This is a genomic window from Pseudomonas sp. A, from assembly GCF_056270345.1.
This window is the reverse complement of sequence record NZ_CM149873.1, coordinates 3,151,932-3,172,987: the sequence shown is the minus strand read 5'-3', so window position 1 is coordinate 3,172,987 and position 21,056 is coordinate 3,151,932. Positions and strand designations below refer to the sequence as shown.

At 67.3% G+C, this 21,056-nt stretch carries 13 protein-coding genes; 8 read left to right on the top strand and 5 right to left on the bottom strand.

Translation table 11 applies throughout. The features are described from left to right. Positions 1–204: 204 nt before the first annotated feature. From wecB to AC0MAZ_RS14295, 5 genes are all read left to right on the top strand, one after another. Positions 205–1,359, top strand: a complete 1,155-nt coding sequence (wecB, locus tag AC0MAZ_RS14315) for a non-hydrolyzing UDP-N-acetylglucosamine 2-epimerase (protein ID WP_203647108.1) — start codon at positions 205–207, stop codon at positions 1,357–1,359. Further along, a complete protein-coding gene (gene nfrB / locus AC0MAZ_RS14310; RefSeq protein ID WP_232856470.1) occupies positions 1,356–3,530 on the top strand; it encodes a cyclic di-3',5'-guanylate-activated glycosyltransferase NfrB in 2,175 nt (724 codons plus the stop codon). Before wecB ends, nfrB begins: the two co-directional genes overlap by 4 nt. Continuing rightward, complete coding sequence (locus tag AC0MAZ_RS14305) at positions 3,527–6,529, top strand: phage receptor (RefSeq protein WP_475858262.1); 3,003 nt, start codon at positions 3,527–3,529, stop codon at positions 6,527–6,529. The genes nfrB and AC0MAZ_RS14305 overlap by 4 nt, the downstream gene beginning before the upstream one ends. After that, positions 6,529–7,374 carry a DUF4434 family protein gene (locus tag AC0MAZ_RS14300; RefSeq protein ID WP_475858261.1) on the top strand — a complete coding sequence of 282 codons (846 nt, stop codon included), beginning with the start codon at positions 6,529–6,531 and terminating at the stop codon, positions 7,372–7,374. The genes AC0MAZ_RS14305 and AC0MAZ_RS14300 overlap by 1 nt, the downstream gene beginning before the upstream one ends. Before the next feature lie 132 nt (positions 7,375–7,506). Further along, entirely contained in the window at positions 7,507–8,595 is a 1,089-nt protein-coding gene (locus AC0MAZ_RS14295) for a GGDEF domain-containing protein (protein ID WP_475861432.1), read from the top strand. Positions 8,596–8,709: 114 nt separating this feature from the next. On the opposite strand, the gene AC0MAZ_RS14290 is transcribed toward AC0MAZ_RS14295, so the two are convergent. Further along, positions 8,710–10,008, bottom strand: coding sequence for an ATP-binding protein (locus tag AC0MAZ_RS14290; protein ID WP_475858260.1), 1,299 nt, complete (start codon positions 10,006–10,008; stop codon positions 8,710–8,712). Positions 10,009–10,014: 6 nt separating this feature from the next. Then, positions 10,015–10,716, bottom strand: coding sequence for a response regulator (locus AC0MAZ_RS14285; RefSeq protein ID WP_050705882.1), 702 nt, complete (start codon positions 10,714–10,716; stop codon positions 10,015–10,017). A gap of 158 nt (positions 10,717–10,874) precedes the next feature. Between AC0MAZ_RS14285 and AC0MAZ_RS14280 the strand changes: the two genes are divergently transcribed. Beyond that, positions 10,875–12,050: an efflux RND transporter periplasmic adaptor subunit gene (locus AC0MAZ_RS14280; protein ID WP_203647120.1), complete on the top strand. Its 1,176-nt coding sequence runs from the start codon at positions 10,875–10,877 to the stop codon at positions 12,048–12,050. 11 nt (positions 12,051–12,061) lie between these two features. Beyond that, positions 12,062–15,187 carry a multidrug efflux RND transporter permease subunit gene (locus AC0MAZ_RS14275; protein WP_475858257.1) on the top strand — a complete coding sequence of 1,042 codons (3,126 nt, stop codon included), beginning with the start codon at positions 12,062–12,064 and terminating at the stop codon, positions 15,185–15,187. A 57-nt stretch (positions 15,188–15,244) separates the two neighbouring features. Here AC0MAZ_RS14275 and AC0MAZ_RS14270 read toward each other — a convergent pair whose 3' ends face one another. Then, the gene (locus AC0MAZ_RS14270; RefSeq protein ID WP_475858255.1) at positions 15,245–15,517 is read right to left on the bottom strand and encodes an HU family DNA-binding protein; all 273 of its coding nucleotides are present in this window, start codon (positions 15,515–15,517) and stop codon (positions 15,245–15,247) included. A gap of 180 nt (positions 15,518–15,697) precedes the next feature. Between AC0MAZ_RS14270 and mobA the strand changes: the two genes are divergently transcribed. Then, positions 15,698–16,273, top strand: a complete 576-nt coding sequence (gene mobA, locus AC0MAZ_RS14265) for a molybdenum cofactor guanylyltransferase MobA (RefSeq protein WP_475858253.1) — start codon at positions 15,698–15,700, stop codon at positions 16,271–16,273. Between the two features lie 250 nt (positions 16,274–16,523). On the opposite strand, the gene AC0MAZ_RS14260 is transcribed toward mobA, so the two are convergent. Together AC0MAZ_RS14260 and AC0MAZ_RS14255 are read right to left on the bottom strand one after the other, a co-directional pair. Next, positions 16,524–17,927, bottom strand: coding sequence for an efflux transporter outer membrane subunit (locus tag AC0MAZ_RS14260; RefSeq protein WP_475858251.1), 1,404 nt, complete (start codon positions 17,925–17,927; stop codon positions 16,524–16,526). Continuing rightward, on the bottom strand, positions 17,927–21,055 hold the full coding sequence (locus AC0MAZ_RS14255) for a multidrug efflux RND transporter permease subunit (protein ID WP_475858249.1): 3,129 nt from the start codon (positions 21,053–21,055) through the stop codon (positions 17,927–17,929). The genes AC0MAZ_RS14260 and AC0MAZ_RS14255 overlap by 1 nt, the downstream gene beginning before the upstream one ends. Between the last annotated feature and the right edge of the window lies 1 nt (position 21,056).

Below are 21,056 nucleotides of genomic sequence, written 5' to 3'. Positions count from 1 at the left end.
TTCCGCACCACCCCTCCCTGGCGTCCGGCCCGTCAAGTGCCGACACGACCCCCGCCTCCGTGGCACTTCCGCAAGCGCCTGCACCGCACCGTCCGGCGCAGGCCGCGCATTGGACAACCCCGTGATCGACTGCTTGTATCTATGACTGGCAAGCGGCGACACGTCGTACAACTTCGTCCAGGGAATCGAACGAGGAACTACACGATGGCTTACACCGTGATGATGGTATTCGGTACCCGCCCTGAAGCGATCAAGATGGCCCCGCTGGCCCGCGTCCTGCGCGACTGGCCTGAGGTCGACTTGCATATCTGCTCCACCGGCCAGCACCGCGAAATGCTTGAGCAGGTCCTGACCGCCTTCGGCCTCACGGTCGACCAGGACCTGCAGGTGATGACCCAGAACCAGACCCTCAACGGCCTGTCCCGCGACCTGCTGGACAAGCTCGACCGCGCCTACGAGCAGGTCAAGCCCGATATCGTCCTGGTCCACGGCGACACCACCACCAGCTTCATCGCCTCGCTGGCGGCCTTCCACCGGCATATTCCCATCGGCCATGTCGAGGCCGGCCTGCGCACCGGCAACCTGCAGCAGCCCTGGCCCGAGGAAGCCAACCGGCGCTTGACCGGCGTGCTCGCCGACCTGCACTTCACCCCCACCCGCGACTCCGACGCCAACCTGATCCGCGAGGGCGTGCCGCCCGAGCATATCGAGGTCACCGGCAACACGGTGATCGACGCCCTGCTGTGGATGCGCGACAAGCTGCACCGGGACAACTGGCGCCCCGCGCCCGAATCCCCGCTCAAGGTGCTGCGCGACGACCAGCGCATGGTGCTGATCACCGGCCACCGCCGGGAGAACTTCGGCAGCGGCTTCGAACGCATCTGCCTGGCCCTGGCGGAGCTCGCCCTGCGCTACCCGGATGTGCAGTTCCTCTACCCTGTGCACCTCAACCCGCAGGTGCAGCACGCGGTGTACAGCGTGCTGTCCGGCCGCGACAACATCCACCTGGTCGCGCCCCAGGACTACCCGCATTTCGTCTGGCTGATGAACCGCGCCCATATCATCCTCACCGACTCCGGTGGCGTGCAGGAAGAGGCGCCCGCCCTGGGCAAGCCGGTGCTGGTGCTGCGCAAGGTCACCGAGCGTCCCGCCGTGCTCAAGGGCGGCACGGTCAAGCTGGTCGGCACCCTGACCGAGCGCATCGTCCACGAGACCAGCCAGTTGCTCGACAACCCGGACGCCTACGCGCGCATGGCGCAGGTGTTCACCCCCTTCGGCGACGGCCACGCCAGCGAGCGCATCGCCGAACGCCTGAGCCGCTGGTTCGCCGAGCAATCCGCCGCACGGGACAACGCATGAGCCTGGTCTTCATCGATTTCCTTACCTATGTCCTGTTCGGCCTGAAGATCCTTGCCATCATCCTGGCGACACTGATGTTCGTGCTCGGCCTGGACGACCTGTTCATCGACCTGTGCTACTGGGGGCGCAAGCTGATCCGGCGCTTCCGGATCTACGACAAGTTCGAGAAGGCCGACGAGAAGCGCCTGTTCGAGGTGCCGGAAAAGCCCCTGGCGATCATGGTGCCGGCCTGGAACGAGGTCGGCGTGGTCGGCGAGATGGCGCGCCTGGCCGCCTCGACCATCGACTACGAGAACTACCAGATCTTCGTCGGTACCTACCCCAACGACCCGCAGACCCAGGCCGACGTCGACGCCGTGTGCCTGCACTACCCCAATGTGCACAAGGTGGTCTGCGCCCGCCCCGGCCCGACCAGCAAGGCCGACTGCCTGAACAACATCATCGACGCCATCCTGCGCTTCCAGCAGGACGCGCGCATCGAGTTCGCCGGGTTCATCCTGCATGACGCCGAGGACGTCATCTCGCCCATGGAACTGCGCCTGTTCAACTACCTGCTGCCGAACAAGGACATGATCCAGATCCCGGTGTACCCCTACGCCCCGGAATGGAAAGGCTTCACCGCCGGCCACTATGTCGACGAGTTCGCCGAGAACCACGGCAAGGACGTCATCGTGCGCGAGGCGCTCACCGGCCAGGTGCCCAGCGCCGGAGTCGGCACTTGTTTCAGCCGCCGGGCGATCAGTGCCCTGCTCGAGGACGGCGACGGCATCGCCTTCGACGTGCAATCGCTGACCGAGGACTACGACATCGGTTTTCGCCTCAAGCAAAAAGGCATGAAGTGCATCTTCGCCCGCTACTCCATCACCGACCCGGCGCTGGCCCTCAAGCAGGACTGGCGCCCCGGCATGAGCCGCGAGTTCGCCCAGGTGATCTGCGTGCGCGAGCACTTCCCGCGGGACTGGCAGCACGCCATCCGGCAAAAATCGCGGTGGATCGTCGGCATCGTGTTCCAGGGCACCAGCAACCTCGGCTGGAGCCGCAAGGGCGCGCTCAACTACTTCCTCTGGCGCGACCGTCGCGGGCTGTTCGCCTACCTGCTGAGCTTTTTGGTCAACCTGTTGCTGCTGGTGCTGCTGGCGATGTGGCTGGTCACGGTGATCGCGCCGGAGTCGTGGCGCTTCATGTCGATCCTCAGCGACAGCAAGCTGCTGACCACGCTGCTGTGGCTCAACGGCCTGCTGCTGTTCAACCGCCTGTTCCAGCGGTTCTGGTTCGTTACCCGCTACTACGGCATCTTCGAGGGCCTGCTGTCGGCGCCGCGGATGATGTGGAGCAACTTCGTCAACTTCTTCGCCAACCTGCGCGCCTTGCGCCAGGTGATGGAGATGGGCGATTCGCGGCGGGTGGCCTGGGACAAGACCACCCACGAGTTCCCCGCCCTCGCCGCGCCTGCGCGCACACCGCTGGGCCAGCGCCTGGTGGAGAAAGGTTTGATAACCGAGACCCAACTGGAGCAGGCCATCACCAGCCCGGTCCGCCGGCGCCTGGGCCGCGAGCTGCTGCTGCGCGGCTGGCTGAGCAGCGAGCAACTGGTCGAGACCCTGGCTGAACAGCTGGACCTGCCCTGGGCGCCGCTGAACCCGTTCAAGATTGAGCCTGCGCTGATCGCCAAGCTGCCGCGCAAACTCGCCACCCACTACGGCGTGCTGCCGGTGGACGAAGACGGCGACACCCTGGTGCTGGCCAGCGAGAGCCCGGTCAGCCAGGTCTCGCTCGGCGTGATCAGCCGCCAGCTCAAGCGCCCGGTGCGCGCCCGCCTGGCGCCGCAAGGTCGAGTCACCCTGGGCCTGCGCTACCACTACCCGAGCCCCTGGCAGAAGCCCGAGACCCGCGAAATGCTCGCGGTACTCGAACGTCATCAGGACGACGCTACCCTGCTGGAGCAGGTGGGCATCCACCAGGTGATGCTCGGCACGCTGTTGCAGGTGCGCGGCATGGTACCAGTGACCCTGTTCAACCAGGCGCTGATCGATTTCAGCCCCGAGCAGCAGAGCCTGGGCGAGCACCTGATCGCCCGCGGCATCATCACCGAAGAGGTGCTGCAGCAAGCCCTCGCCGAGCAGGCCAGCGAACAGCAGGCCGCCTATGAACTGACCCGGGAGGTGGCATGACGCCCCGTCTTTCCCTGACCCTCGCCAGCCTGCTGCTGTGCTCATCCACCCTGGCCGCGCCGACCAAGCCGATGACCGACTTCCAGCGTTTCACCAGCTACCCGTTCATGGAGCGTGGTTACCGGGAAGCGCAGAAGGACAACTGGGCGGAGGTCGAGCGCCTGACCCGCCATGTACTCAAGCGCGTGCCCAACAACAACGAGGCCCGCGCCCTGCTGGCCGAATCCCTGGCCCACCAGCGCCGCTACAAGGAGGCCGAGGCCATCGCCGAGGACCTCGACGACAACCCCGAGCACGCCGACGCCCTGCTCGAACTGCGCCTGACCTGGATCGAGCAGGACCCGCCTGCGGCGAGCCAGGTGGAGGCCTGGCTGGCCGACAGCCAGGGCCAGCAGCGCGTGCGCCTGTGGCAGGCGTACAGCGTCAGCCTGGCCAAGTTCGGTGGCGCGGCCAAGGCCCTGGAGTGGCTCAACCAGTTGCCGGTGCGCGACGACGGCATGGTGCTGCGCATGACCCGGGCCAACTTCGCCGAGCAACTGCGCAACTGGGGCGAGACCATAGACCAGCTGCAACCCCTGGCCGACAAGGGCGAATTGCCGCCGCAGGACTGGCAGCGCCTGGCCAACGCCTATATCCAGCAGGTCGATGAAAAGGGCCTGAACAAGCTGCTGGCCAGCGCGCCATCCCAGGAGGCGGCGACCCACGCCCGCCTGGCCATGGCCAACCGCGCCATCGCCATGGGCCACAACCAGCAGGCCGAGCGTTGGCTGCAGAGCCTGCCCGCCGATCAACTGCAACATCCCGAACAGCGCCGGCAACTCTGGGAACTGGCCCGCGAGGGCGACGACGCGGCGCTGGTGCGCCAGCTGAGCAACGAATTGCAGCGCCCGTGCCTGGAGACCGTCGACTGGCTGTCGCACAAGGACCTGAAGCTGGCCCGCGAGCAGCTCGCCCAGTGCCAGGCAAGCGACAATCCACGCAGCTACGCCATCCTCAAGCAGCGCCTGTACGGTGAACCCGCGCAGCCGCCGCAGCCACGCACGGCGGCACAATGGGAGCAACGCTACCGCCAGACCGGCGACCTCGCGGCGCTGGAACAAGCCACGTTCATGCTGCTCGAACGCGGCCAGGCCGAACACGCCCGGCAGCTGCTGGAGAACGCCTACGACCGCCGCCAGGGTCGGTTGACGCCCTCGCTGCTGCAACGCCTGGGTAACCTCTATGCGCGCAACGACGGCCCACTGGACACCCCGCGCATGCTTGCCCTGGTGCCGCGGGTCGATGCCGCCACCCGCGGCCTGTTGCTCGCCCGCCTGGCCGAGGCCGGCCAGTGCGACGCGGTGCGCAAGGCCATCCCGGCCAACCCGAGCGAAGCTGGCCAGTATCGCGCCCTGGGCCGCTGCGCCATGCCCGACCAGCCCGGCGAAGCCGTCATCTACTACCAGGCCGCCGAACGTCTGGGCGACCCAGGCAGCCGCCTGCCCCTGGCCTACGCGCTGGAGGCCTCGGGCGACTCCGAGGCGGCGCTGCCGATCTGGAACAGCCTGCCGGCCGACGCCTGGACCGACAATGCTCGCCTGACCGCGGCGCGTGGTGCCTTGAACGCCGGCGACGCCAATGTCGCCCGCCGCCACTGGGACGCGGCCGCGCACCTCAGTGCCGACGATTGGGCCCTGGGCGCCGCCATTGCCCAGCGCCAGGGCGACACCCAGCAGGCCCTCGCCTTCCAGCGCGAAGCCCTGCGCCACACCCCGCGTGCCGATCATTACTACGCCGCCGCCGGCACCGCCCAGCAGGCCGGCGACAGCGCCCAGAGCACCGCCTGGCTGGCCGAGGCCGTGCGCCTGGCGCCGGACCAGCCGCGCTACCGGGCCGACTACGGCATGCGCCTGGCCGGCTCGGCAGACAAGCAGCAACGACGCCAGTCCATACCCTACCTGGAACGCGCCACCCGCGACTTCCCCGAGGACTACCGCCTGGGCGAGACCCTGGCGCTGCGCTACGACGAGGCCGAGGACAGCGCCTCGGCCCGCCGCGAACTGCGCCGGGTGCTGGACGTGGAACGCAACCTGGTCGACGGCGACGACGAGTACGGCAGCCTGGAAGCGCGCAAATACCGTCAGCGCCGCGCCCATGAAGCGCTGTCGCGCCGCGATACCATCACCCTGGCCAGCACCTGGTCGCCAGCCGGCACCTCGACCAACGACAAGTTCCTCGACGACGGCGCGCGCGCCGGCAGCTCACGCCGGGCGCAATCGCAGAACGTGCAGCTGGCGATGTGGGACCACGCCCTGGGCGAGGAGCCCAGCCGCAACGGCAGCACCCTGTCGGTGTATGGCCGCGTGCTGTTCGGTGGCCAGAGCCGCACCGACTACGCCCAGAGCATGGGCACCGGCGTCGGCCTGCGTTACAAGCCGCTCGGCCAGGCCAACCTCAACCTGTACGCCGAGCTGTACCACCAGCGCCAGATCGACAGCACGCACTACAGCGGCCTGAGCCTGGGCGAGCTGCTCAGCCCGGCCAAGGTCGGCGGCAACTGGGGCGACCTGCGCCACAACGCCGAGTCGAGCAACGACCTGCTGCTGCGTGCCACTGCCTCGTTCCTCGACCAGGGCCGGTACCGCAACGACTGGCGCATCGACGAGGACGACTGGGACGAGCGTTTCCTCTACCTGGACGCTGCCTGGTGGACCCGGGCCGGCGATCATGCCTGGCTGTCGCGCTTCCAGCAGGGCCATGCCTGGAAACTGCCGAGCCAGTCGCCGCAGACCATCATGCCCTACGGCTTCCTCGAGTTCTCAAGCCAGGACCCGAGCAACGACTGGCGCCAGGACGCCCGCGCCGGGGTCGGCGTGCGTTGGCAGTGGTGGTTCGACGATGACCGTTACAACGCCTACCGTGGCTCGCTGAAAGTGCGCGCCGAGTACCAGCAGGCACTGGGCGGCAACCTCTACGAGCGCGCCAACGGCGTGTTGCTGGGTGTGGAGATGAACTTCTGATGCGTACCTTCCTGGCGCTCTGCCTGCTCGCCCTGTGCCTGCCCGCCCAGGCCGACCAGCGCCTGTTCTACCAGCCGCTCAACCGTGATGCCAACGTCACCCACGCGCAATGGCAACAGCTGTGGCGCGCCACCAAGGCCCTGGGTGGCAAGACCCTGATCGTGCAGTGGAGCGCCTACGGCGACAGCGACTTCGGCGGCGCCAACGGCTGGCTCGCCGACAGCCTGCGCGAGGCGCGGACCCAGGGGCTGGAGCTGGTGCTGGGGCTGTACATGGATCCGGCCTACTACCAGCGGCTCGAACAGCTCGACGGCGAAGGCCTGAACAGCTACTTCAAGGCGCAGTTGGGCCGCTCCCTCACCCAGTACCAGCAGCTCAAGGCCGACTGGGCGCTGCCAGTGTCCGGCTGGTACCTGCCGCTGGAGCTGGACGACCTGCACTTTCGCGATGCGGCCAGGCGCGAGGCGCTGTACACGCAGTTGCAGGCGTTCAACCGACAACTGGACAAGCCCCTGCATATCAGCGCCTTCAGCGCCGGCCAGCTGTCGCCTCGGGTCAATGGCGCGTGGCTGGACCAACTGGCGAGTCTTGGCCTGAACGTGTGGTGGCAGGATGGTGCCGGCACCGGGCGCCTGCCGCCGCTGGTGCGCCAGGGTTATGAACAGACCCTGCCCTGCCGGGTGGGTATCGTGCGCGAGGCGTTTCGCCAGGTCAGCCAGCCGGGGCAACCGTTCCGCGCGGAGCCTGCGCAGCCGACGCTGAGCGGAGGTTGCCACGCAGAGGCTGTGTTCGCCTTGCGCTACCGGCCTTGGGCCAAGGACGTGCTGAAATCGGACTCGCTGTAGGAGCGGCCTTGTGCCGCGAAAGGGGCGCGTAGCGGCCCCGACGATCTTTGCATGAACGCTGAATTCCTGGGGCCGCTGCGCGGCCCTTTCGCGGCACAAGGCCGCTCCTACACGGCCACAGACACCATCCCCATGTACAAAACCCTCGAAGCCCACATCCGCCAACAGGTCGCCCCCGCCGCCCTGCGCGCCGAGTTCCGCCAGCACGAATTCGAGGCCATGCGCCGCTTCTGCCTGCTGATCTTCTGCATCGGCATCGCCATCTGGCTGATCTTCGATCTGATCGTCAGTTACCTCGGCGGCCAGGGCTTCACCTGGCTGTCGGGGATATTCATCGCCCTGCTGTGCAGCCTCTGCGTGGTCCTGGGCTTCACCCGCAAGAGCCAGCATTTCGACGTGCTCAACCTGTTGTTCGTGGCAGTGATCACCCTGGCCATGCGCCTGGTGATCGAGGGCATCCCCATCGTTCTGCGCCCGGTGTGGCTGGTGCTGGGTGTCTCGACCGTGCTGTACACCGTGTCGGTGCTGCCGGTGCGGCGCTGGTCGTTCTTCTGCGCCATGGCCATCACCTGGCTCATGCTCAACCCCTTCTACCACACGCGTATCGAGGCCCTGGAGCTCGAGGGTGCGATGCTGCTCAGCTACGCGGTGTTCCTCAGCGGCTTGGTGATCTACAGCTACCTGCGCATCCGCCAGGCCAAGCTGCACAACTTCTACCTGACCAAGGTGCTGCTGGAACAGGCCTACATCGACGCCCTGACTGAAATCCCCAACCGCCGCTCGTTCATGGCCAAGGCCGAAAAGCAGCTGCGCCAGGCGGACGCCGGGCAGTTCCTGGCGATGATCGACATCGACAACTTCAAGCAGGTCAACGACCGCTTCGGCCATGACATCGGCGACGAGGTGCTCAAGCGCGTGGCGGCACATATCAAGGCGGCAATGAACGGCTACGAGATCGCCCGGCTGGGTGGGGAGGAATTCGCGATCTTCTTCCAGGGGCTGGACGAGGCCGGCGCCGAGCAGCAGGTCGCGGCGCTGTGCCGGCGGGTGCGCGAGGACCTCGGCGCACATCCGGTGACCATCAGCATCGGCCTGGCCCGGATCGACAGCGGCGATAGCCTGAGCATGGCGCTGATCAGGGCGGACCAGGCATTGTACGAGGCCAAGCACACGGGCAAGGACCGCTTCGTGACCTGGTCGGCAAGCTTGTCAGGACAATGACCATCGCGGGGCAAGCCCGCTCCCACGCCAACCTCCATCACCCCTTCATCACCTGCCCCCAACACCTGCGTGGGAGCGGGCTTGCCCCGCGATGAGGCCGGCCCAGGCGCTGCATTACCCTGCGGGCAAGCGAATCCTGAACTGCGCCCCACCCAACGCCGACTGCGCCACGGTCAGTGTCCCGCCCTGCCCTTCGATGGCCCGCCGACTGATCGCCAGCCCCAACCCGAACCCACCGGTATTGCGATCACGGCTACGGTCCAAGCGATAGAACGGCTGGAAGATCCGCTCACGCTCCTCGGTCGGGATGCCGATGCCATCGTCCTCCACGGTCACCAGGCAGGCGCCGTCTTCTTCCCGGCGCAGGCGCAGCAGCAGGCTTTCATCGCAATAGCGCATGGCGTTGCGCACCAGGTTCTGCACGGCGCGGGCGGTCAGCCGCGGGTCGAGGACAAAGCGCGGCAGGTCGGTTTCGCAGCGCACCTCCCAACGGATGCCACGGTTGTCGAGCTCCTCGGCGAAACTGCCGAGCACGCTGTCCACCAGCTCCAGCAACGACACCTCGACCCGCTCGCGGGCCTGGTCGACGCTGTCCAGGCGGCTGTAGGACAGCAGCTCGAGCACCAGCTCGTCCAGCTCGCGCACGTGCCCCACCAGCCCCAGCAGGCGCTTGCGGCTGGCCGGCGGCACCTCGTCGAACAACAGCACCAGGCCGAAGTCCAGACGCGTCAGCGGCGTGCGCAGCTCATGGGAGACCGCGTTGAGCAGTTCGCGCTGCTGGTTGACCTGGCGCTCCAGGTCGCTGGCCATGGTGTCGAACACCCCGGCCAGTTCACCGATGTTCGAGCGTGGCGAAATAGACGTGCGCTCGGACATCTCGCCGCGCCCCAGGCGCCGGGCGGTGTCCTTCAACCGTTCGAGGTCGCGCCAGTGCGGCCATACCCACAGCAGCAGGCAGCCAAGCATGGCCGCGCCGATCAGCACGGTCACGCCCCAGGACAGCACGTTGATGTCCAGCGGATCGTCCGGCGAGTGCAGGCGCACCAGCCATTGCGAATCCAGCGGCGCCAGTACCGTTTCGTAGTAGCCCCAGTCGGCCATGCGCACCGCGTACAGGCCATGCTCGAGCCGGGCTTTTTCCTCGCCGCTCAGCTCGGCCTCGTCCATGCGCAGCAGGCGCACTTGCAGCGGCTTGAACACCCCGGCCAGGTCTTTTTCCACTGCCGGCCACTGCTCCCGCGGCGCCTGCTGGAACTGGCGCACGATCAGGGTCTGCACGCCTTTGGCCTGCTCGAGGTTGTAGGCCATGAAACGCTCATGGAACAGCCCGACGATGGTGTCGGGGATCAAGGCGATCGCCCCGGCATAGGCGACAATGATCACCAGGTACAGCCGCACCAGGATCTTGAGCATGGCCTGTCAGTACTCCCACTCGACCCGGCTGAACAGATACCCCTTGCCCCACACGGTCTTGATCTTGCGCGCCTCGCCGGCGCTGTCGTCGAAGCGCCGGCGCAGCTTGGAGATGGCCACGTCCACCGAGCGATCGGTGCCATTGAACTCGATGCCGCGCAACTGCTGCAGGATACGGTCGCGGCTCATCACCTCGCCGGCGTTGCGCGCCAGCACCACCAGCAGGTTGTACTCGCCGCTGGACAGCTCCACCTCCTCGCCGCGCCAGCTGACCGTGCGCTCGGCCAGGTCGATGCGCAGGCCGCCGACCTGGATCAGGTCGCTGTCCAGGCGTGGCTCGTTGACGCTGCTGCGGCGCAGCAGGGTGCGCACCCTGGCCAGCAGCACCCGGGGTTCGCAAGGCTTGGTGACGTAGTCGTCGGCGCCCATTTCCAGCCCCAGCACCTGGTCGTGGCTGTCGTCACGGGCGGTCAGCATGAGGATCGGCAGGCCCTGGGTTTCCTGGCGCAGTAAGCGGCACACCTGCAGGCCGTCGAGGCCCGGCAGCATCAGGTCGAGGATCACCAGGTCCGGTTTCTGCCGGCGGAACTCGTCCAGCACATGGTCGCCGCGGGCAATCACCCGGACATGAAAATCGTTGCGTTGCAGGTAGCTGGCGATCAGTTCGGACAACGCGCTGTCGTCTTCGACCAGGAGAATGTTCGGCATAAGGGGATTTGACGAAAGATTGAAGTAAGGCAGGATATAGAATCCTGGGCGGGCCACCGCCGATTGTTCACACTTTTTCACACACGCCCAACACAGCTTAACAGCCGCCACCCGAACGGCTGCTTTAGCATACGCTGGATCAAACCTGGAAGATCCGTATGTCCATTCCCTGCCCTTCGCGCCTGCGCCCCTTGGCGCTGCTGGCGCTGATGACCCTTTCCCTGGCCGGTTGCAACGACGCCGCCGAACAGGAAGAACAAGCCCCGCCTTCCCAGGTCCGGGTCGAGACCCTGGCCGTGCAGCCATTGGCGATCAGCACCGAACTCAGCGGCCGCATCCTCGCGCCGCGTACCGCCGAGGTGCGCGCCCGGGTAGCCGGCGTCGTGCTCAAGCGGGTGTACCGCGAAGGCAGCGACGTCAAGCAAGGTGATGTGCTGTTCCTGATCGACCCGGCGCCGTTCAAGGCCGACTTCGACAGCGCCCGCGCCAGCCTGGCCAAGGCCGAGGCAACCCTGTACCAGGCCCGCCTGCAGGAGCAGCGCTACCGCGAGCTGGTCGACGACAAGGCGGTCAGCCGCCAGGAGTACGACAACGCCCGCGCCGCCTTCCTCCAGGCCGATGCTGCGGTCGGCGAAGCCAAGGCGGCGCTGGAACGGGCACGCCTGAACCTGGGCTACGCCACCGTCACCGCGCCGATCTCCGGACGCATCGGCCGCGCCCTGGTGACCGAGGGCGCGCTGGTCGGGCAAAGCGAAACCACGCCGCTGGCCACCATCCAGCAGTTGAACCCGATTCATGCCGATGTCACCCAGTCGACCCGCGAGCTCAATGCCCTGCGCCGCGCATTGCGCGCCGGCGAGCTGCAGCAGGTCGGCCAGGGCCAGGTCAAGGCCACGCTGATCCAGGATGACGGCAGCGCCTACCCGCTGGCCGGCAAGCTGCTGTTCTCGGACATCAGCGTCGACCCAAGCACCAACCAGATCACTTTGCGCAGCGAGTTCCCCAACCCCGACCTCGACCTGCTGCCAGGCAGCTACGTGCGCGTGCGCCTGGACCAGGCCGTACAGCCCCAGGGCATCAGCGTGCCGCAGCGCGCCATCCTGCGCGACAGCGCCGGCGTGCCCAAGGTGCTGCTGGTCGACCCGCAGGACCGCATCAGCGAACGCCAGGTGGTCCTGGGCAGCGCCCAGGGTGATCGCTGGATCGTCAGCGAGGGCCTGGCCCCGGGCGACCGTGTGGTGGTCGAGGGCCTGCAACACGTCAAGGCCGGCGACCAGGTCCAGGTCGACGAGCAACCGGGCGCCTCCGCGGTCGCCCAACACACCGGCCAATGAGGGCCTGATCCATGCCGCAGTTCTTCATCGACCGCCCGGTATTCGCCTGGGTGGTCGCCCTGTTCATCCTCCTGGTCGGCGCCCTGGCCATCCCGCAGCTGCCGGTGGCCCAGTACCCCGACGTGGCGCCGCCGCAGGTGGAAATCTACGCCGTCTACCCGGGCGCCTCGGCGGCGACCATGGACGAGAGCGTGGTCAGCATCATCGAGCAGGAGCTCAACGGTGCCGACAACCTGCTCTACTTCGAGTCGCAGAGCAGCCTGGGCAGCGCCACCATCACCGCCAGCTTCCAGCCCGGTACCAACCCGGACCTGGCCCAGGTCGACGTGCAGAACCGCCTCAAGGTGATCGAGTCGCGCCTGCCGCGCCCGGTGACCCAGCAAGGCCTGCAGGTGGAAAAGGTGTCCACCGGCTTCCTGCTATTGGCCACCCTCACCTCCGAGGATGGCAGCCTCGACGAGATCGCCCTGTCGGACATCCTCGCGCGCAACGTGATGAACGAGATCCGCCGCATCAAGGGCGTCGGCAAGGCGCAGCTGTATGGCTCGGAGCGGGCCATGCGCATCTGGATCGACCCGGCCAAGCTGGTCGGTTTCAACCTCACGCCCAACGACGTGGCCGAGGCCATCGCCGCGCAGAACGCCCAGGTCGCCCCCGGCAGCATCGGCGACCTGCCCAGCCGGCCGACCCAGGAAATCACCGCCAACGTGGTGGTCAAGGGCCAGCTGAGCACCCCCGAGGAATTCGCCGCCATCGTCCTGCGCGCCAACACCGACGGCTCGACCGTCACCGTCGGCGATGTCGCCCGGGTCGAGATCGGCGCCCAGGAATACCAGTACGGCACGCGCCTGAACGGCAAGGCCACCAGTGCCTTCAGCGTCAAGCTGTCACCCGGCGCCAACGCCATGGAAACCGCGGGCCTGGTCAAGCAGAAGCTCGACGAGCTGGCGCGCTACTTCCCGGCCGGGGTGAAGTACGACATCCCCTACGACACCTCGCCGTTCGTCAAGGTCTCGATCCAGCAGGTGATCAACACCCTGGTCGAGGCCATGATCCTGGTGTTCGCGGTGATGTTCCTGTTCCTGCAGAACTTCCGTTACACCCTGATCCCGACCCTGGTGGTGCCGGTGGCGCTGATGGGCACCTTCGCGGTGATGAACGCGCTGGGCTTCTCGATCAACGTGCTGACCCTGTTCGGCATGGTGTTGGCGATCGGCATCCTGGTCGACGACGCCATCGTCGTGGTCGAGAACGTCGAGCGGATCATGGCCGAGGAAGGCCTGCCGCCGAAGGAAGCCACGCGCAAGGCCATGGGCCAGATCAGCGGCGCCATCGTCGGCATCACCCTGGTGCTGGTGGCGGTGTTCCTGCCGATGGCCTTCATGAAAGGCTCGGTGGGCGTGATCTACCAGCAGTTCTCGGTGTCGATGGCGGTGTCGATCCTGTTCTCGGCGTTCCTCGCCCTGAGCCTGACCCCGGCGCTGTGCGCCACCCTGCTCAAGCCGCTGGAAAAGGGCGAGCACCATGAGCGCAAGGGTTTCTTCGGCTGGTTCAACCGCCGCTTCGAAGGCATGAGCAACGGCTACCAGCGCTGGGTGACCCACGCCCTGGCCCGCAGCGGCCGCTACCTGCTGGTGTATGCCGTGCTGCTGGCGGTGCTCGGCTACGGCTTCAGCCAGCTGCCCACCGCCTTCCTGCCCACCGAGGACCAGGGCTATACCATCACCGACATCCAGCTGCCGCCGGGTGCCAGCCAGGCCCGCACCATCGAGGTGGCGCAGCAGATCGAGGCGCACAACGGCGAAGAGCCGGGCGTGGCCAACACCACGCTGATCCTCGGTTTCAGCTTCTCCGGCAGCGGGCAGAACGCGGCGCTGGCCTTTACCACCCTGAAGGACTGGTCCGAACGCGGTGGCGACGACAGCGCGCAGTCCATCGCCGACCGCGCGACCCTGGCCTTCACCCAGCTCAAGGACGCCATCGCCTACGCGGTGCTGCCGCCGCCGGTGGACGGCCTGGGCGAGTCGACCGGCTTCGAGTTCCGCCTGCAGGACCGTGGCGGCATGGGCCATACCGCGCTCATGGAAGCCCGCGACCAGTTGCTGGAGGCGGCGCGCAAGAGCAAGGTGCTGGTCAACGTGCGCGAAGCCTCGCTGGCCGAAAGCCCCCAGGTGGAACTGGAAATCGATCGACGCCAGGCCAATGCCCTGGGCGTGTCGTTCGCCGATATCGGCGCGGTGCTCGACACGGCGGTGGGTTCCAACTACGTCAACGACTTCCCCAACCAGGGCCGCATGCAGCGGGTGGTGGTGCAGGCCGAAGGCGACCGGCGCAGCCAGGTCGAGGACCTGCTGAAGATCCACGTGCGCAACAACAGCGGCAAGATGGTGCCCCTGGGCGCCTTCGTCACGGCCCACTGGCAGTCCGGCCCGGTGCAACTGACCCGCTATAACGGCTACCCGGCGGTGTCGATCTCCGGCGAGCCGGCGGCCGGCTACAGCTCGGGCGAGGCCATGGCCGAGATCGAGCACCTGGTCGCCCAACTGCCGGCCGGCTCCGGCCTGGAATGGACCGGCCTGTCGCTGCAGGAGCGCCTGTCCGGCAGCCAGGCGCCGCTGCTGATGGCGTTGTCGCTGCTGGTGGTGTTCCTGTGCCTGGCGGCGCTGTACGAAAGCTGGTCGATCCCCACCGCGGTGCTGCTGGTGGTGCCCCTGGGCGTGCTCGGCGCGGTACTCGCCGTGACCCTGCGCGGGATGCCCAACGATGTGTTCTTCAAGGTCGGCCTGATCACCCTGATCGGCCTGTCGGCGAAGAACGCCATCCTGATCATCGAGTTCGCCAAGGACCTGGTGGACCAGGGGCACGACGCGGTGGACGCGGCGATCCAGGCCGCGCGCCTGCGCCTGCGCCCGATCGTGATGACCTCGCTGGCGTTCATCCTCGGCGTGGTGCCCCTGGCCATCGCCAGCGGCGCCAGCTCGGCCAGCCAGCAGGCGATCGGCACCGGGGTGATCGGCGGCATGCTCAGCGCCACCTTCGCCGTGGTGTTCGTGCCGGTGTTCTTCGTTGTGGTGATGCGCCTGGCAGGGCGTGGCAAGGCACCCCAGGTAACGCTGGAACACAGCGCATCTCGATGATGCCACCTGGACAGGGAGGCACCTGCCGCCTCCCTGTCCATCATCGTGGAGAAATGCTCAGTTGACCGTGTTCCTCAATGCCTTGCCGGCCTTGAAAACCGGTTGTTTCTTCGCCGGGATCTTCAAGGCCTTGCCCGTTTGCGGATTACGCCCTACCCGTGCGCGTCGCTTGGCCACGGTAAACGCGCCAAAGCCGACCAGCGATACCTTCCCCCCTTCGACCAGTGTCCGGGTCACTGCCCGGAGAAAGCCATCCAGGCAACGCCCTGCCGCCACTTTCGTGATGTCGGCCGATTGGGCAATTGACGTGATCAGTTCGCTCTTGTTCATCAACACTCTCCGTGATGCTCGCCAATGGCTCGATTCGATCCAAGGCCGCGAGCCCTATTAGCCATCGGCAACCCGCCCCGTACAACTGACAGAAATACCAGGTGCGCCGTCTGTAGCGCACTGGACAATACAGGGACGAAGTGGGAGGGTTGCAGGCCGTGTACCCGTAGAGCCTGCCCCATGCCCACATCCTTCCCCCCCTGCTCCATCCTCATCCTCGCCGGCGGTCGTGGCCAGCGCATGGGCGGCCGCGACAAGGGCCTGGTGACCTGGCGTGGCGAGCCGCTGGTGGCCCATGTGCAGCGTGCCGTGCGGGCACTCAGCGACGACCTGGTGATCTCCTGCAACCGCAACCAGGCGGCCTATGCGGTTTATGCCGACCAGTTTGTCGGCGATGCCGAAGCAGACTTTCCCGGCCCACTGGCCGGGGTCATCAGCGGGCTCAAGGTGGCGCGGCATGAATGGGTAGTGCTGCTGGCCTGCGATGCGCCGCGGATCGACCGGGCCTTGATCGAGGACCTGCTGGCCCTGGCGGTGGCCCACGACAGCGCGGCCATGGTGCGCCAAGGTGGGTACTGGCAGCCGATGTTCAGTGTGTTGCCGCGGCGGTTGCTGCCGCTGCTGGAGCAGGCCTGGCAGGTGGGTGAGCGGAGTTTGCAGAAGGCCTTGCTGCAGGCGAGCGTCCAGGGGCTGGAGTGTGTCGAGGACGATCCGCGATTGAGCAACTTCAACAGCCCGGATCTGCTGCAGGATTAACCTGTCCACGACCCTCTGTAGGAGCGGCCTTGCCGAGGCGTCGGACCGGCCGGAAAGGGCTGCAAAGCAGCCCCAGGATCTCGTGGCGAGGCGGATATTGCCGGGGCCGCTACGCGGCCCTTTCCGGCCGGTCCGACGCCTCGGCAAGGCCGCTCCTACAGAGATTGTGTAAGCCCAAATAAAAAAATAGCCCCGGGGCAAAGATCCCCCGGGGCCGAGCGGTTGGATTCCCCAACCAAAGGAGTTGGTTTCAGCCCTTGTCCGGCCAGCCACCGCCCAGGGCACGGAACAGATCGACCAGCGCCAGCTGACGCTGGGTGCTGGCCTCGATGAACGCCGCTTCGTTGACATAGCCGTTGCGCTGCGCATCCAGGTAACGCAGGTGGCTGTCCACGCCGCCCTCGTAGCGCGCCTTGGCCAGCGCCACGGTCGCCCGGCTGGTGTCGGCCAGGGCCCGGCGCGCCGCTTCCTCGCGGCGTAGGGTGTCGGTGGCGGCCAGGGCGTCGGCGACTTCGCGGAAGGCGGTCTGGATCGTGCCTTCATACGCCGCCACCGCCGAATCCTTGCGCGCCTCGGCCAGGCTCAGGCCGGCCTTGTTGCGCCCGGCGTCGAACAGCGGCAGCGACAGCTGCGGCATGAAGCTCCAACTGCGCGAACCACCGTCGAACAACCCGGACATCTGCGCGCTGGAAGTACCGAAGCTGCCGGTCAGGCTGATCCGCGGGAAGAACGCCGCCCGCGCCGCGCCGATATCGGCATTGCGCGCCCGCAGCCGGTGCTCGGCGGCGAGGATGTCCGGGCGGCGCTCGAGCAGCGCCGACGGCGCGCCCGGGGCGATGTCCTGCAGGACCAGCGGCGCCTCGCCGCGCTCGGCCGGGATCGCCTTGGCCGCGTCCGCGCTGCCCAGCAGCAACACCAGGGCGTTGTAGGCCTGGCGCTGCTCGCGCACGATGCCTTCGAGCTCGGCCCGCGACTGCTCGACCAGCCCCAGTGCTTCCTGGTGATCCAGCGCCGTGGCCGTGCCAGCAGCGCGCCGCTGGCCGACCAGGGCCAGCGAATCCTCGCGGCTGGCCAGGGTCTGGCGGGTCAGCGCCAGGCGCCGCTCGGCGCCGTCCAGGGTCAGGTAGGCCTGGCTGACCTCGGCGATCAGGGCAATGCGTGCGGCACGGCCAACTTCCTCGGTGGCCAGGTACTGTTCCAGGGCCGCATCACTCAGGCTCTTCACCCGGCCGAACAAATCGACCTCGTACTCCGGCAGCGACAAGCCCACCTGGTAAGTACTGCTGACACCCTCGCGGCCATTGCTCGACAAGTCGGCCGGCAGGTGCTGACGGTTGCCGGAGGCCCCGGCATTCAAGCCCAGCACCCGGTCGGCGCGCTGGATGCGGTACTGCGCGCGGGCCTGCTCGATATCCAGCAGGGTCTGGCGCAGCGAGCGGTTGTTGTCCAGCGCGGTGCCCACCAGCTGGCGCAGGGACGGGTCGACGATGAACGCCTGCCAGTCCAACTGCTCCACCACCTTGCCGTGATGGCCGGCGGCATCGCCCCACGCGGTCGCCACCGGCGCCTCGGGACGCTGGTAGGTCGGCGCCAGGGAGCAGCCGGCCAAGGTGACGGCCAGCGCGAACGGAATTGCAAGATTGCGCATGAGCATCACTTGGTCACCTCGACAGCGTGTTGCACGGGGGCCGGCTTGCGCTTGAGCAGCTTCAGCACGAATACGAAACAGATCGGCACGAACACCACGCCCAGCAAGGTGGCGCTGAGCATGCCGCCGATCACCCCGGTACCGATGGCGCGCTGGCTGGCCGCGCCGGCGCCGCTGGCGATGGCCAGCGGCACCACGCCGAGGATGAAGGCCATGGAGGTCATCACGATCGGGCGGAAACGCAGGCGCGCGGCTTCAATGGCGGCGTCGCTCAGGCTGTAGCCCTTCTCCCACAGCTCCTTGGCGAACTCGACGATCAGGATCGCGTTCTTCGCCGCAAGACCAATGATGGTGATCAGGCCGACCTTGAAGTACACATCGTTGGGCAGGCCGGTGAGCATCACTGCCCACACCGCGCCCAGGGCGCCGATCGGCACGATCAGCATCACCGTCAGCGGGATCGCCCAGCTTTCGTACAGCGCCACCAGCAGCAGGAACACCACCAGGATGGCCAGGGCGAACAAGGCCGTGGCCTGGCCGCTGGAGACCTTCTCCTGGTACGACAGGCCCGTCCAGGCATAGCCGATGCCAGGCGGCAGCTCGCTGACCAGGCGCTCCATCTCGGCCATCGCCTGGCCGGTGCTGTGGCCGGGCGCGGCGTCACCGGCGATGCGAATCGACGGATAGCCGTTGTAGCGCACCAGCTGCACCGGGCCCTCTTCCCACTTGGTGGTGACGAAGGCACTGAACGGTACCTGCTCGCCTCCGGCATTAGGGGCATACAGGCGCAGCACGCTTTCCGGGGTCATGCGCTCGCCCTGTTCGGCCTGTACCACCACGCGCTGCTGGCGCCCGGCGTTGGTGAAGTCGTTGATCACCGCCGAACCGAAGGCGGTAGCCAGGGTGCTGTTGATGGCTTCGAAGCTCACGCCCAGGGCGCGGGCCTTCTCGCGGTCGATCTGCACGCGCAGCTGCGGTGCCTCGGCCAGGCCTTCCATCATCGCGTAGAGGATCACCGGGTTGCCGTTGGCACGGGCCAGCAGCTGGTCGCGGGCCGCCAGCAGTGCTTCGCGGCCCAGGCCGCCACGGTCCATCAGGCGCAGGGCGAAACCGCCCGAGTTGCCCAGGCCATCGATCGGCGGCGGCATGACCGCCGTGATGGTGCCGTCGCCATTGGCCGCGAACTGGGCGTTGATGGCGGCGGTTTCCGCCTCGGCCGACTGCTCGGGGCCGCGCACGGACCAATCCTTGAAGGTCGGGAACGCCAGCGCGGCATTGTCGCCCTGGCCCGAGAAGCTGAAGCCGCTGACGATGAACGAGCTGGCCGTCGCCTCGCGGGACATCAGGAATTGCTCCAGCGCCTCGGCGGTGTGGTCGGTACGCACCCGGCTGGCGCCCGGCGGCAGTTGCACGTCGACAATGCTGTAACCCAGGTCCTCCGAAGGCACGAAGGCTTCCGGCAGACGCAGGTAGGAATAACCGAGCACCACCAGGATGCCGACGTAGGCCAGCATCCAGCGACCGGCGCGGGCCACCAGAGCGCTGTTCATCACCGAGTAGCGCTCGGTCACGCGGGCGAAGGCGCGGTTGAAGGCACCGAAGAAACCGCCCTTCTCATGGTGGCCATGGGGCACCGGCTTGAGCAGCGTGGCGCACAGCGCCGGGGTGAAGGTCAGGGCGAGGAAGCCGGAGAACAGGATCGACACCGCCAGCGACACCGAGAACTGCTGGTAGATCACCCCCACGGAACCGGACATGAACGCCAGCGGCAGGAACACCGCCGCCAGCACCAGGGTGATGCCGATGATCGCCCCGGACACCTGCCCCATCGCCTTGATGGTCGCGTCCACCGGCGACAGGCCCTCCTCGGCCATCAGCCGCTCGACGTTCTCCACCACCACGATGGCGTCGTCCACCAGGATGCCGATGGCCAGCACCATGCCGAACATGGTCATCATGTTCACCGAGAAGCCGAGCAGCTTCATGATCATCAGCGTGCCCAGCAGGCACACCGGCACCACGATCGACGGAATCAGGGTATAGCGCACGTTCTGCAGGAACAGGAACATCACCAGGAACACCAGCACCATGGCTTCGATCAGGGTGTGGATGACCTTCTCGATGGCCACGTCGACGAAGCGCGAGGTGTCGTAGGGCACCGAGTACTCGACGCCCTCGGGGAAGAACTGCGCAAGCTCGGCCAGGCGCTCCTTGACCAGCGTCGCGGTCTGGATGGCGTTGGCACCGGGCGCCAGCTGCACCGCGCCGGCCACGGCCGGGTGGCCGTCCAGGCGCGAGGACAGGTTGTAGTTCTCGCTGCCGATGGCCAGGCGCGCGACATCGCCCAGGCGCACGCTGGAGCCGTCCGGGTTGGCGCGCAGGACGATGCCGGCGAAGGCCTCGGGAGTATCGAGGGTGCCCTGCACCGCCAGGGTCGCGGTCAGCTCCTGTTCGCTGGCACCCGGCGTGCTGCCGAAGCTGCCGGCCGGCACCTGGACGTTCTGGCCACGGATGGCGTTGTTGATGTCGTCGATGGACAGGCCATAGCCCACCAGCTTCTGCGGATCGACCCAGACCCGCATGGCCGCTTCGGAGGCGAAGAACTGCAGCTTGCCCACGCCCGGCACGCGCAGCAGTTCGTTGTTGATGTTGCGCGCGGCGTAGTCGGCCAGGGCCGTGGTGTCGCCACGGTCGCCGGCCTTGCTGGTCAGGGCGTAGATCAGCAGGAAGCCGGAACTGGCCTGCTCCACCTTCAGGCCCTGGGTCAGCACGGCCTGGGGCATGCGTGCCTCAGCCTTCTTCAGGCGGTTCTGCACGTCGACCTGGGCCATGTCCGGCTCGGTGCCGGGCTCGAAGGTCACCAGCACCTCGGCGACGCCGTTGGAGTTGTTGGTGGACTCGTAGTACAGCAGGCCCTTGGCGCCGTTGAGCGACTCCTCGATGATGCTGGTCACCGACTCCACCAGCACCTTGGCCGAAGCGCCCGGGTAGCTGGCGGTGATGGAAATCTGTGGCGGTGCCACGCTGGGGTACTGGGCCACCGGCAACGCCGGGATCACCAGCAGGCCGGCCAGGGAAATGAACAGCGCCACGACCCAGGCGAAGTTCGGCCGATTGATGAAGAACTTGGACATC

Coding starts and splice junctions, on each gene's coding strand:
- nfrB (WP_232856470.1), top strand. CDS start 1,356: ATGAGCCTGGTCTTCATCGATTTCCTTACCTATGTCCTGTTCGGCCTG.
- mobA (WP_475858253.1), top strand. CDS start 15,698: ATGCCCACATCCTTCCCCCCCTGCTCCATCCTCATCCTCGCCGGCGGT.
- AC0MAZ_RS14260 (WP_475858251.1), bottom strand. CDS start 17,927: ATGCTCATGCGCAATCTTGCAATTCCGTTCGCGCTGGCCGTCACCTTG.
- AC0MAZ_RS14285 (WP_050705882.1), bottom strand. CDS start 10,716: ATGCCGAACATTCTCCTGGTCGAAGACGACAGCGCGTTGTCCGAACTG.
- AC0MAZ_RS14255 (WP_475858249.1), bottom strand. CDS start 21,055: ATGTCCAAGTTCTTCATCAATCGGCCGAACTTCGCCTGGGTCGTGGCG.
- AC0MAZ_RS14280 (WP_203647120.1), top strand. CDS start 10,875: ATGTCCATTCCCTGCCCTTCGCGCCTGCGCCCCTTGGCGCTGCTGGCG.
- AC0MAZ_RS14270 (WP_475858255.1), bottom strand. CDS start 15,517: ATGAACAAGAGCGAACTGATCACGTCAATTGCCCAATCGGCCGACATC.
- AC0MAZ_RS14295 (WP_475861432.1), top strand. CDS start 7,507: ATGTACAAAACCCTCGAAGCCCACATCCGCCAACAGGTCGCCCCCGCC.
- AC0MAZ_RS14305 (WP_475858262.1), top strand. CDS start 3,527: ATGACGCCCCGTCTTTCCCTGACCCTCGCCAGCCTGCTGCTGTGCTCA.
- wecB (WP_203647108.1), top strand. CDS start 205: ATGGCTTACACCGTGATGATGGTATTCGGTACCCGCCCTGAAGCGATC.
- AC0MAZ_RS14290 (WP_475858260.1), bottom strand. CDS start 10,008: ATGCTCAAGATCCTGGTGCGGCTGTACCTGGTGATCATTGTCGCCTAT.
- AC0MAZ_RS14275 (WP_475858257.1), top strand. CDS start 12,062: ATGCCGCAGTTCTTCATCGACCGCCCGGTATTCGCCTGGGTGGTCGCC.
- AC0MAZ_RS14300 (WP_475858261.1), top strand. CDS start 6,529: ATGCGTACCTTCCTGGCGCTCTGCCTGCTCGCCCTGTGCCTGCCCGCC.